Raw genomic sequence first — 11,567 nt, forward strand, 5'->3', positions numbered from 1 at the left:
GCCACTATACCGATGGATGGCGGCCCGGGTAGAGCGGCGGACCGGTGGTTGTGCACACCCCGTCCCATTCCTCTCCGTAATCAGTAAGTGGCATTACTCACCGTACGAGTCGGGACAACCGTCGGTCAGCCAGCGGCTTGCCACCGGTCTGGCAGGTGGGGCAGTACTGGAGGCTGGAGTCGGCGAAGGAGACCTCCCGGACGGTGTCCCCGCAGACCGGGCAGGGCAGTCCGGTGCGGGCGTGCACCTTCAGTCCGGAGCGCTTCTCACCCTTCAACTCCGCGGCCCGCTGCCCCAGCGACCGGGTCACCGCGTCGCCGAGCACCCGCCGGGTCGCCGCGTGCAGGGTCGCCAACTGGTCGTCGGTCAGCCGGTCGGTGAGCGCGAACGGCGACAGTTTCGCCGCGTGCAGGATCTCGTCCGAGTACGCGTTGCCCACGCCGGACAACACGGACTGGTCGGTGAGCACCCCCTTCACCTGCCCCCGGCGGCTGCGCAGGGCACCGGCGAAGGCGGCCAGATCGGCCGAGAGCGCGTCCGGCCCGAGCTTGGCCAGCCCGGGCACCACCTGCGGATCGGTCACCAGGTACACGGCCAGCTTCTTCTGCGTACCGGCCTCGGTCAGGTCGAATCCCGACCCGTCGTCGAGCCGGACCCGCAGCGCGATCAGCCCCTTCCCGGGACGTAACGGCACCGCCGAGGCGAACGCCTCCCGGTAGTGCAGCCAGCCGGCGCGGGCCAGGTGCACCACCAGGTGCAGGTCGCCGTCGAAGATCACGTCGAGGAACTTGCCGTGCCGCCGGGCGTCGGTCACCGGCCGGCCGGCGACCGCCGTCGGGGCCGGATCGTACGTCTTCAGGGCACTGATCGCGGCGACCTCCACCCGGTCGACACGCCGGCCCACCGCGCGCTGTCGCAGGTAACCCGCGAGCGCCTCCACCTCCGGTAGTTCGGGCACGCTGCTAACGGTAGCGTTCTTTGCCGTGAAGATTGTGGTGGCGCACAACCGGTACCGGGAAGCTCAGCCTTCGGGCGAGAACACCATCGTCGACGCGGAGATCGCCCAGCTCACCGCCGCCGGTGTGGAGGTGCTGCCGTTCCTGCGCAGCTCGGACGAGATCCCCTCGATGCCGAAGACGGCGAAGGCGCTGCTGCCGATCTCTCCGATCTACGCGCCCCGGGCCCAGCAGGACCTGGCCCGGCTGCTCACCGAGCACCGGCCGGACGTGTTGCATCTGCACAACCCGTACCCCCTGCTCTCGCCCTGGGTGGTGCGGACCGCGCACCGGCACGGGGTGCCCGTGGTGCAGACGGTGCACAACTACCGGCAGGTCTGCTCCTCCGGGCTGTACTTCCGCGACGGCATGATCTGCCAGGACTGCCGGGGCCGCACGCTGGGCGTACCGGCGGTGGTGCACCGCTGCTACCGGGGGTCGCGGGCACAGAGCGCGCTGATGGCCACCACCCTCGCCGTGCACCGGGGCACCTGGCAGTCGGTGGACCGGTTCATTGCCCTGACCAGTGCCGTCGCCGACCACCTGCGCGACTACGGCATCCCGGACTCGCGGATCGTGGTCAAGCCGAACGGCATTCCCGACCCCGGCACCCCCACCCCGCCGGGTCAGGGCTTCCTCTTCCTCGGCCGGCTCTCCCCGGAGAAGGGGCTCGATCTGCTGCTGGAGGCGTGGCGCCGGCACCCGGACGGCGCACTCGGCCCGCTGCGCGTGGCAGGTGACGGCGAACTGCGCCCGCTGGTCGAGGCGGCCGCCGCCGAGCGCGCCGACGTGACGTACCTCGGTCCGCTGGACCGTGCGGGTGTGCGCGCGGCGCTGGCCGCCAGCGCCGTGGTGCTGGCGACCTCCACCTGGCACGACGTGCTGCCGACGGTGATCATCGAGGCGCTGGCGAGTGGGCGGCCGGTGCTCGGTACCGCGCTGGGCGGCATCCCGTACCTGGTCGGCGCGGACACCTCCCGCGAACCCGCCGGCACCGGCCCGGCCGCCGGCACCGGCCCGGCCGCCGGCACCGGCCCGGCCGCCGGCACCGGCCCGGCCGCCGGGATCCAGACCGGAGAGGCGGGCTGGGTCGTGCCCCCGGAGCCAGCTGTGCTGGCCGCCGCGCTGCCGTTGGCCAGCGCCGGTGCCGCCGCGCTGGCCGCCTCCGCGCGCGCCCGCTACGAGCGCACCTTCCACCCCGATGTGGTCACCAAGCGCCTCATCGACGTGTACGCATCCCTCAGCCGACCGCCCCGCTGAACCCCGTCTCGTCCGCCGCGCGGGATCATCGATCCCCGGCGTGGGCCATGGGCGATCGTGTGCCTCGCAGGAGAGGCAGTACCTTGGGTGATCGTGATTTCACAGCGAAATAATTATTGCGCTGTGAAATCACGGCCATCACACGAAGTGCTGTCCGCCAGCACAGCATCCGGACCACCCGCCGCCGCGCTCTTCCTTGCACCTACAGGGAGGCGCGGGCGGAGAAGGCGATGCTGGCGAGCAGGAAGCCGCCGTTGACCAGGGTGAACGCCACCAGCACCCAGAACACGAGCGCCGGGGCGACGGCCAGCACCAGGGCGGCGGCGAAGATCACCGCGCCGTAGTCGCGGACCAGCTTGACCAGGCGTACCGGCAGGGACGTGGAGGTGACCATGCTGGCCGCGTTCGGGCCGGCCTGCATCACCGAGGTGACCAGGTTGACCATCCAGGTGCCGGCGAACGCGGCAACCAACCACACGGGCGTCGACGGCACCTGCGCCACGGCGGTCGCCGACAGCGCGGCGACCAGGGCGATCTGGGCGGCCACGTCACAGAGCACGTCGACCCGGGCGCCGGCCGCGCTGCCCTGCCCGGTCACCCGGGCCAGCTGCCCGTCGGCGCAGTCCAGGGCGTACGCGATCTGCCAGCCGACCAGGGCGAGCAACCCGACCACCCAGGCCGGTACGTCCCCGGCGGCGACCGGGCCGGCGAGGGCGACCACGGTGACCGAGGTGGCCAACCCGAGCACCAGGTTGGTGATGGTCAGCGCGGTCGGCCGGAGCCCGAGGCGCTGGGCGACCAGCGCGAAGACCGCGCCGATCCACTGGCTTACCGACTCGCTGAACAGGCCACCGCCCCGGTTCACCCGGTGGAAGTCGGCGACCGTGGGGTGCGACGGCTCAGCCAAGGTGCTCACGGAGGGCGTCAACGTAGTCTCCCAGCCGGGTACGAAGGTCGTCAGCGGACAACGCGAGGTGTTCGAGAATGGTGTAGCGGTCCGGTCGGGTACGCGGCGCGAAGGCCACCGCCTCGACGAACTGCTCGTCGGTGAGGCCGAGGTCGCTCGGCCGGGTGGCCAGCCCGTGCCGGTGCAGGCAGCGGGCGAGTTGGCCGAAGCGGTCCGGTTCGCCGCGCAGGAACGTGCAGAACAGGGCGCCGAGGCCGACCTGTTCCCCGTGCGAGCCGGTACCCGGGAAGAGGTGGTCGATGGCGTGCGAGATCTCGTGGTCGCCACCGCTGGCCGGGCGGCTGGAACCACAGATCGACATCGAGATCCCGCCGAGGATCAGCGCCTCGGCCAGCGTGGTGAGGAAACCGTCATCAGTGATCTTGCCAGGGTGGTTCACCAGGGCCTCTGCCCCGGTTCGGGCCAGCGTCACGGCGAGCCCGTCGATCGGCTCGTCGCGTACCTGGTGGGCCAGCTCCCAGTCGGCGCAGGCGCTCAGGTTGCTCACCGCGTCACCGATACCGGCCTGGGTCTGCCGGTCCGGCCCGTTCTCCACGAAGTCGAGGTCGACCAGGACGGCGATCGGGATGTGTACGCCGTACGAGCCCTTGCCGCCCTCGTGGGTCAGCGACGCCACCGGGGAGGCGATGCCGTCGTTGGCCAGGCTGGTCGCCACCGTCACCATCGGGATGGCGTAGCGGGTGGCGGCGTACTTGGCAGTGTCGATGGTCTTGCCGCCGCCGACGCCGACCACCGCGTCGTAGTGCCGGCGGCGCAACTGGTCGCCCAGTTCGTTGGCCGAGTCGACGGTGCCGCCGGCCACCGTGAAGATGTCGGCCGAGCCGAGGGTGGGCCGACACAGCTCGACGATCTTCTCGCCCTGTCCGGGGCCGACCACCACCGCCACGTCGCCGCCGCCGGAGATCCGCCGGTCGGCCAGCAGCGCGCCCAGGTTCGCCACCGCGCCACGACGGACCTCGATCGACAGCGGCGTGGTGACCGTACGGGCTAGTAGCGGCACGCGATCTCCCGCGCCCGGGTCAGGTCGTCGTGGTTGTCGACCTCCACCCAGGAGACGTCCCCGATCGGTGCGGCCCGTACCTCGCCACCCCGCTCGGCGAACTCCTGGTAGCCGTCCTCGTAGTACAGGTTCGGGTCGCGCCGCCAGGTCGCCTCCAGCGCGTCGGCGAGCGGACCGGCGACCTGCGGCTCGATCAGCGTCGCGCCGATGTACTCGCCGTACGCCTCGGCCGGGTCCATCAGCTTGGTGATCCGGGTGAGCTGCCCGGCGGCGTCGAAGGTGGTCTTCATCTCCTCCTCGGCCAGCGGCTTGAGGGTGTCGATCGCGAGCAGTACGCCGGGCCCGCGCGCGGCCAGCAGCGTCTTCTCGATGCTCACCGGGTGCACGGTGTCGCCGTTGACCAGCAGTACGCCCCGGGCGAACCAGTCGCGGGCCAGCCAGAGCGAGTAGGCGTTGTTCCACTCCTCGGCCTTGTCGTTGGGCACGAGGGTGAGCGTGACGCCGTACCTGCGCTCCAGCTCCGCCTGGCGTTCGCGGACCGCGTCGGCGGCGTACCCGACCACCACCACGATGTCGGTCAGCCCCACCTCGGCGAGGTTGCGCAGGGCGATGTCGAGGATGGTGATCTCGCCGTCCACCGGTACCAGCGCCTTGGGCAGGGTGTCGGTGTACGGGCGCAGGCGGCGACCGGCACCGGCTGCCAGCACCATCCCGACCATGCCGGCATCAGTTCCTGTTCTCGTGGCGTTCACCGGAGGAGGATAGCGCTGCCCGGGTCACCGCCGTCGGGGTCAGCCGGGTAGTGCCGCGAGGTCGGCGAGCAGCACCAGCCGTTCCTCGGCGTGCATCGCCGCGACGCACACCCGATCGAGGGCGGGGGCGACCAGTCCGGCGTACCGGTGCGCGGCGAGCCCGACGCTGTCGATCACGAACGCGTCGACTCCAGGACCGCGAAGGCTCGCTCGGCGATCTGCCGGATCAGGCCGTCGTTGACGTCCCGATGCTCGTCGAGCACGTCGAGGTCGTCGGGGCCGAGCCAGCGGTACTCGGTGTGCTTGCCCGCCTCCAGCACCGGCGTCGACAGGTCACCGGCGACCCGGACCAGCCAGTCGCTCTCGATCCGGGTCAGCCCGTCGTCGCCGACGTACCGGTACTCGCCGACCGGGCCGAGGATCTCCGACACCTGCCAGCCGGTCTCCTCGGTGACCTCCCGGCGCAGGGCCTCCTCGAACGTCTCTCCCGGCTCCAGGTGCCCGCCGACGATGTCCCAGCAGTTGGGGAAGAGGCGGCGGTCCGGGGACCGGCGTTGGAAGAAGAGGCGTCCTTCGGGGTCGGCGATCAGCGCTCCGGCGCAGCGCAGCGGCTCGGTGGACACGTGAGAACAGTAACCGCAGGCCGCCAGCCGTGCCGACCTACCGTCGGCGCCGGACCGGGCCGGTGAGGGGTTACCGATGCGCGGCGCGGACCGGTTGATCGAGCAGCAGGACCGGCTCACCGGGGCGGCCCGGATCACCCGACCCGGTGGCTCAGGATGCGGACATCGTCGTGCCGTCCGCGTACGACCCGCCACCGCCCGTACGCTGAACAGCCATGACCGCCGAGCAGTTGATCTCCTTCGCCCGTGGCGCGCCCTCGCTGGACATCGTCGATGTCGAGGGGCTCAAGGCCGCCGCCGTCCGCGCGTTCGACGCCGATCCCGCCGGGGTGACCGCGTACGGCACCTCCGTGGGTTACCTTCCGCTGCGCAGGTGGATCGCCGACAAGCACGGGGTCGAGGCCGAGCAGGTGTTGATCACCAATGGCTCGTTGCAGGCCGACGCCTTTCTCTTCGACCACCTGGTCCGCCCCGGCGACGCGGTGGTGGTGGAGCGGCCGACCTACGACCGCACCCTGCTGAACCTGCAGCGGATGGGTGGCGAGCTGCACGGGGTGACCGTCCAGCCGGACGGCCTGGACACCGCCGAGCTGCGCAAGTTGTTGGAGTCGGGGGTGCGTCCCCGGCTGGCGCACGTCATCCCGAACTACCAGAACCCGGCCGGTGTGACGCTCTCCCTGGACAAGCGGCGCGAGCTGCTCGACCTGGCCGCCGAGTTCGGCTTCACCATCTTCGAGGACGACCCGTACGCCGACATCCGGTTCCGTGGCGAGCGCCTGCCGTCGATGCTGTCGATGGACACTCGTGGTGTGGTGGTGCACGCCTCCAGCTTCACCAAGACCGTCTGCCCCGGTGTGCGGGTCGGTTACCTGGTGGGGCCGGCGGACCTGATCGCCGACATCGCGAAGAAGGCGACCAGCCTCTACATCTCGCCGGGCATGGTCTCGCAGGCGATCGTGCACCAGTTCTGTGTCTCCGGTCAGATCGACGCCTCGATCGAGACGGTCCGGGCGGCGCTCGGGGAGCGGGCCCGGGTACTCGCCGAGTCGCTGCGCCGGCACATTCCCGAGGCCCGGTTCGTGGAACCGGACGGCGGCTACTTCCTCTGGGTCGAGCTGCCCGAGGACGTGGCGGTCGACCGGCTCGCCCCGGCGGCGGCGGAGCGGGGTGTCGCGGTGGTCAAGGGCAGTGACTTCGTGGTCGACGGCGGGCGGCACGCGCTGCGGTTGGCCTTCTCGGCGGTGACCGCGGACCGGATCGACGAGGGTGTCCGGCGACTGGCCGAGGCCGTGGCGGCGGTCCGGAGCTGAGTTTCTGTCGGGTTTCCGACAGAATGGCGATCCCAGCCGTCCCAGGACTCCCACTGGGGCGGCTCGCGGCCCACAATGCTGCGAGCGTCACTCATCACACGTGCCGAGATCGACGGCCGGCTCCGCCCGCCGAGAGTCTCGCCCGGTTCGGCCCGGCCGCCGGTGTGTCGGGGTGACGCGGCAGCACAACCCCCGCCCCCAACGGCGCCGGGCGGGCCGGATCGCCCCCTCACCCCCCTGAAGCGGTCCGGTCCGTCCGGCGCCACCCCTCCGCCGCGGGCGGCACTCCATGATCGGTCCGGCGGCGTACCCTGCAAGCCGCAGTCAGGTGCGGAGGGGGCGTGATGACGGATCGGATGCAGCAGGGTCGGTCGACCTCCACCGGCGGTCACCAGGTGTCGTCCACCGACGCGGGGCGCGCCGACAACGGTCGGGTGCTCCGGCCCCGCAACTGGTCACCGGTGCGGGCCATGACCCGCCGGCTCAACTCCGACGGGTCACCGCCGACCACCGTCCCGACCGGGCCGGGGCGCAGCGCGATCGTCGACTGCGCGCTCTACCTGGACGGCCGGCGGCAACCCGGTGACCGGAACTACGCCGAGGCGCTGGCCGCCGCCCGCGAGGCGGAGAACGGCTTCGTCTGGCTCGGGCTGCACGAGCCGGAACTGGCCGAGATGAGCGAGATCGCCGCCACCTACGGGCTGCACGAGCTGGCCGTGGAGGACGCGGTCAAGGCCCGGCAACGGCCCAAGCTGGAGCGCTTCGGCGAGGTCAGCTTCCTGGTGTTGCGTACCGCGCGCTACTGCGAGCACACCGAGCTGACCGAGAACTCCGAGGTCGTGGAGACCGGTCAGGTGATGCTCTTCATCGGTCCGCACTTCCTGATCAGCGTCCGGCACGGGGACGCCTGCCGACTCGCCCCGGTCCGGGAGGAACTGGAGGCGCGGCGGGAGCTGCTGTCGCACGGCCCCTGGGCCGTCGCGTACGCGATCACCGACCGGGTCGTCGACCTCTACCTGGAGGTCGCCGACCAGCTCGAAGACGACATGGACGTGCTGGAGACGGAGGTCTTCGACCGCCAGTCCAGCGGCCGGATCCAACGGATCTACCAGATGAAGCGGGAACTGGTGGAGTTCAAGCGGGCGGTGATGCCGTTGCAGCGTCCGCTGCTCGCGCTGACCACGCAGATGAACCGGGACGTGCCCAAGGAGGTACGCCGCTACTTCCGCGACGTCCAGGACCACCTCAGCCGCTCCGTCGAGCAGGTCAACTCGTACGACGACCTGCTGAACTCGATCCTGCAGGCGCGGCTGGCCCAGGTGACCGTCGACCAGAACAACGACATGCGCAAGATCGCCGCGTGGGCCGCCATCGCCGCCGTCTGGACCGCGATCGCCGGCATCTACGGCATGAACTTCGACTTCATGCCGGAGCTGAAGGTGGTCTACGGCTACCCGGTGGTGCTGGCCCTGATGCTCACCATCTCACTGGCCCTGTACCGCTGGTTCCGCCGCAACGACTGGCTCTAATGCCGGTACCCCCGCCCCTCCCGCCGATCTCGCGGGCTCCGGCGACCGTCGCGTGGACCGGTCTGTCGCGCCGCGGCTGCCCGCCGCCGTGGACGGCGGCACCGGGTGCGAGATCGGCGGGTCGGAGGAGGTGGGCGCGCTCAGGCGCGACCGTTGGAGCTGCTCGGCGACTTGTTGACCGCCTTGGTGAGGTCGTCGGCGGGACGACCACTGGTGCTACGGGCGCCCTCGGCGACCGACGGGACCTTGTCGGTGGGGGTCACCTTGGCCGGCGTGGCCGTCTTGGTGGTGGAGGCGCTGTCGCCGCCGGCCACCGCCGAACTGCCCGCACCGGTCGACACCTTGGCGGCACCCGCCGGTCCACCGGTGCGTACCTCGATGGTCTCCACCTCCTCGCGCATCGGTTCGAGTGACGCCGTCGTGTCGTACTCGGCCCAGACCTGCTGCTCCCGGTAACGCCGCAGGGCCATCGCGCCGGCCAGCCCGGCCACCGTGCCGGCGGCCAGCAGCCCGACCATCATGGGCCCGCTGCGGCGGGACTTCTTCTTCGCCTTCATCTTCTTCGCCTTTCTGCTGACCGCGGCCTGCTTGGCGGCGGCGGCCTTCTTGCCCGCGACGGCCTTGCTCGCCGCCTCGGTCTGCGCCTGCCGCACCGCCACGGCCAGCGGTGCGAGCGCCGCTGCCGCCGTGGCCAGTCCGCTCGACGCGCGGCCCGCGACCATGGTGGCCGCCGGCGTCACGGCGCCGCGGGCCGCCTCGACCCGCGGGCCGACCGTGGCACCGGCGCCCTTGGCCGCGTGCGTCGCGGCCAGGCGCAGATGACCGATGCCGCGGTTCAGCTCGACCCTGGCCAGTTGCCCCTGGGTCTTGCGCCGCCCGATTCCAAACACGGTCCCACCTCCTGGGAGTTGTCCTCTGTCATCCTCCACCTTCGGATGCCTCCGCATGTCCAGATCGGGCACATGGGAGGATCCGCATGGAACTGACCAACGAGTGAGGAGTACCCGTGGCCGAGGCTGTCTACGCCACCCTGCACACCAACGCCGGCCCGATCCGGCTGGAGCTCTTCGGCAACCACGCCCCCAAGACCGTCCGCAACTTCGTCGAGTTGGCCGAGGGCACCCGCGAGTACACCGACCCGCGTACCGGCCAGCCGGGCAGCGGCCCGTACTACGACGGCACCATCTCGCACCGCGTGATCGGTGGCTTCATGATCCAGATGGGTGACCCGACCGGTACCGGTCGCGGCGGCCCGGGCTACACCTTCGCCGACGAGTTCCACCCCGAGCTGCGCTTCGACCGGCCGTACCTGCTGGCGATGGCGAACGCCGGGCCCGGCACCAACGGCTCGCAGTTCTTCATCACCGTCTCGCCGACGCCGCACCTGAACAACCGGCACACCATCTTCGGTCAGGTGGCCGACGAGCAGTCCGCGAAGGTCGTCGACTCGATCGCCAACACCCCGACCGGCCCGAGTGACCGGCCGCTGCAGGATGTCGTCATCGAGCGCGTCGAGATCGAGCGCCAGGGGGCCTGATTCCCGGCGCGGTCGGGCTCGCCGCCCGGGCCTGGGCGCGGTGGGCCAAGGTACCTTTGCTCGCATGACTGAGCGCTCGGGCACCTGGGGCCTGCGGTGAGTGAGTCCCCGCCGACCACCCCGACCTGCTATCGCCACCCCGGCCGGGAGACGTACGTCAGATGCACCCGGTGCGACCGGTCGATCTGCCCGGACTGCATGCGCGAGGCATCCGTCGGATTCCAGTGCCCGGAATGTGTGGCGGAGGGGCGTCGTAGCGTCCGGCCGGCGCGTACCGCCTTCGGTGGCGGTGCCGCCGGCCGGCACGGCTACGTGACGAAGACCCTGATCGCCATCAACCTGCTGGTCATGCTCGCCTCGATCGCCTCCGATCGCGGTGGCGACGCGGCGGCCGGCGGCACCGGCTTCGGCGGCCTGCTGGGTGGTGGCACCCCGCTGACCGAGTGGGGCGCCGTCCTGGGGCGGGCGGTGTTCCTCGACGGCACCATCGGCGGGATCGCCGAGGGCCAGTGGTACCGCCTGGTCACCGCGATGTTCCTGCACTACGGCGTGCTGCACCTGCTGCTCAACATGTGGGCGCTCTGGGTGCTCGGCCGGTCGCTGGAAGCGGTGCTCGGCCCGCTGCGGTTCGCCGCGTTGTACCTGATCGCCGGCTTCGGCGGCAACGTCGCCGCGTACGTCTTCAGCGCGCCCAACCAGATGACCGCCGGAGCGTCCACCGCCATCTTCGGCCTCTTCGCGGCGACCTTCGTGATCATGCGGCGGTTGGGTCGGGACACCAGCGCAATCCTGCCGATCCTGGTGATCAACCTGATCTTCACGTTCGCCGTGCCGCAGATCTCGATCGCCGGTCACCTGGGCGGCCTGGTCTTCGGTGCCCTGATGGCCCTGGTGCTGGCGTACGCGCCGCGGGCGCACCGGACGCTGGTGCAGGCCTCCGGCAGCGCGCTGATCATGGTGGCGCTGCTCGGGCTGGCCCTGATCCGTACCGCCGCGCTGCTCGCCTGAGGGCCGCTGGACCCGGCCGCGTTCAACCGTCTGCCGCGTCCCCCGCCCGCAGGCTTCAGCCGCCCGTAGGGTTCGGTCGGCAACGGGTTCGGCCGGCCGCGGGTTCGGCCGGCCGCGGGATTCAGCCGCTTGTGGGGCGGGCGGCGGCCAGGTCGGCGGCGACGTCGTGCGGGTCGGCGCCGAGGTCGAGGCGGCTGAACAGGTGCAGCGACTCGCCGGAGTCGATCTCCAACGCCGGGCCGGCGAAGCCGCGTCCGGAGCGGCGTCCGACCCGGATGCCCTCCACCGCTGGCCAGGGCAGGTGCCGACGGCCGGTCCAGCCCGCCGGCACGGTGATGCCGTCCGGATCCACCGCCAGCCGTACCGGTGCGATCAGATCCCGCACCGCCCATCCGGCGAGGGTCGCGGCACCGAGCGCGCCGAGCACCGGCCGGAGCAGGTCGCCGCTGGCGAGCAGGATCCCCAGGGCGAGCACGGTGGCCGCCGCGACCAGCTTGAGCACCGGCAGGGCCGGGGGTACCCGCCACTGTCTGGTGACCGTCTCGTAAGGCACCCGACCAGCATGCCAGCCGTGCCGTGGGCGGAC

The 11,567-nt window shown here is 71.5% G+C and carries 13 protein-coding genes; 5 read left to right on the forward strand and 8 right to left on the reverse strand.

Annotated features, from left to right (window positions below; all coding sequences use genetic code 11):
• Positions 1-97: 97 nt before the first annotated feature.
• Positions 98-958 (reverse strand): Fpg/Nei family DNA glycosylase, encoded by an 861-nt coding sequence (locus tag D2L64_RS23160; protein WP_119579317.1) that lies wholly within the window; start codon positions 956-958, stop codon positions 98-100.
• A gap of 25 nt (positions 959-983) precedes the next feature.
• Here D2L64_RS23160 and D2L64_RS23165 point away from each other — a divergent pair, with 25 nt between their 5' ends.
• A complete protein-coding gene (locus D2L64_RS23165) occupies positions 984-2,255 on the forward strand; it encodes a glycosyltransferase family 4 protein (protein WP_119579318.1) in 1,272 nt (423 codons plus the stop codon).
• 202 nt (positions 2,256-2,457) lie between these two features.
• On the opposite strand, the gene D2L64_RS23170 is transcribed toward D2L64_RS23165, so the two are convergent.
• From D2L64_RS23170 to D2L64_RS23185, 5 genes are all read right to left on the reverse strand, one after another.
• Positions 2,458-3,171, reverse strand: coding sequence for a CDP-alcohol phosphatidyltransferase family protein (locus D2L64_RS23170; protein WP_119579319.1), 714 nt, complete (start codon positions 3,169-3,171; stop codon positions 2,458-2,460).
• Positions 3,155-4,222: an iron-containing alcohol dehydrogenase family protein gene (locus D2L64_RS23175; protein WP_119579320.1), complete on the reverse strand. Its 1,068-nt coding sequence runs from the start codon at positions 4,220-4,222 to the stop codon at positions 3,155-3,157. The genes D2L64_RS23170 and D2L64_RS23175 overlap by 17 nt, the downstream gene beginning before the upstream one ends.
• A complete protein-coding gene (locus D2L64_RS23180; RefSeq protein WP_119579321.1) occupies positions 4,210-4,941 on the reverse strand; it encodes a phosphocholine cytidylyltransferase family protein in 732 nt (243 codons plus the stop codon). The genes D2L64_RS23175 and D2L64_RS23180 overlap by 13 nt, the downstream gene beginning before the upstream one ends.
• Positions 4,942-5,013: 72 nt before the next feature.
• Complete coding sequence (locus tag D2L64_RS27365) at positions 5,014-5,151, reverse strand: hypothetical protein (RefSeq protein WP_158603532.1); 138 nt, start codon at positions 5,149-5,151, stop codon at positions 5,014-5,016.
• Positions 5,148-5,597: an NUDIX hydrolase gene (locus D2L64_RS23185; protein ID WP_119579354.1), complete on the reverse strand. Its 450-nt coding sequence runs from the start codon at positions 5,595-5,597 to the stop codon at positions 5,148-5,150. The genes D2L64_RS27365 and D2L64_RS23185 overlap by 4 nt, the downstream gene beginning before the upstream one ends.
• A 215-nt stretch (positions 5,598-5,812) precedes the next feature.
• On the opposite strand from D2L64_RS23185, the gene D2L64_RS23190 reads away from it, so the two are divergent.
• On the forward strand, positions 5,813-6,907 hold the full coding sequence (locus tag D2L64_RS23190) for an aminotransferase-like domain-containing protein (RefSeq protein WP_119579322.1): 1,095 nt from the start codon (positions 5,813-5,815) through the stop codon (positions 6,905-6,907).
• 344 nt (positions 6,908-7,251) lie between these two features.
• A complete protein-coding gene (gene corA / locus D2L64_RS23195) occupies positions 7,252-8,436 on the forward strand; it encodes a magnesium/cobalt transporter CorA (RefSeq protein ID WP_119579323.1) in 1,185 nt (394 codons plus the stop codon).
• A 140-nt stretch (positions 8,437-8,576) separates the two neighbouring features.
• On the opposite strand, the gene D2L64_RS23200 is transcribed toward corA, so the two are convergent.
• Positions 8,577-9,383 carry a hypothetical protein gene (locus D2L64_RS23200; RefSeq protein WP_119579324.1) on the reverse strand — a complete coding sequence of 269 codons (807 nt, stop codon included), beginning with the start codon at positions 9,381-9,383 and terminating at the stop codon, positions 8,577-8,579.
• A gap of 59 nt (positions 9,384-9,442) precedes the next feature.
• Here D2L64_RS23200 and D2L64_RS23205 point away from each other — a divergent pair, with 59 nt between their 5' ends.
• Both D2L64_RS23205 and D2L64_RS23210 read left to right on the forward strand, forming a co-directional pair.
• Positions 9,443-9,973 (forward strand): peptidylprolyl isomerase, encoded by a 531-nt coding sequence (locus D2L64_RS23205; RefSeq protein ID WP_119579325.1) that lies wholly within the window; start codon positions 9,443-9,445, stop codon positions 9,971-9,973.
• Between the two features lie 96 nt (positions 9,974-10,069).
• Positions 10,070-10,981 (forward strand): rhomboid family intramembrane serine protease, encoded by a 912-nt coding sequence (locus tag D2L64_RS23210; protein ID WP_119579326.1) that lies wholly within the window; start codon positions 10,070-10,072, stop codon positions 10,979-10,981.
• A 121-nt stretch (positions 10,982-11,102) separates the two neighbouring features.
• Here the strand turns inward: D2L64_RS23210 and D2L64_RS23215 are convergent, their stop codons facing one another.
• On the reverse strand, positions 11,103-11,534 hold the full coding sequence (locus D2L64_RS23215; protein WP_233559103.1) for a PH domain-containing protein: 432 nt from the start codon (positions 11,532-11,534) through the stop codon (positions 11,103-11,105).
• Positions 11,535-11,567 lie beyond the last annotated feature (33 nt).

This window comes from Micromonospora radicis (assembly GCF_003583405.1).
Taxonomy (GTDB): domain Bacteria; phylum Actinomycetota; class Actinomycetes; order Mycobacteriales; family Micromonosporaceae; genus Micromonospora; species Micromonospora radicis.

What these genes read in the sequence shown, in the direction of transcription:
- D2L64_RS23200 (WP_119579324.1), bottom strand. Translation starts at nt 9,383, where the DNA reads ATGCGGAGGCATCCGAAGGTGGAGGATGACAGAGGACAACTCCCAGGA.
- D2L64_RS23190 (WP_119579322.1), top strand. Translation starts at nt 5,813, where the DNA reads ATGACCGCCGAGCAGTTGATCTCCTTCGCCCGTGGCGCGCCCTCGCTG.
- corA (WP_119579323.1), top strand. Translation starts at nt 7,252, where the DNA reads ATGACGGATCGGATGCAGCAGGGTCGGTCGACCTCCACCGGCGGTCAC.
- D2L64_RS23180 (WP_119579321.1), bottom strand. Translation starts at nt 4,941, where the DNA reads ATGGTCGGGATGGTGCTGGCAGCCGGTGCCGGTCGCCGCCTGCGCCCG.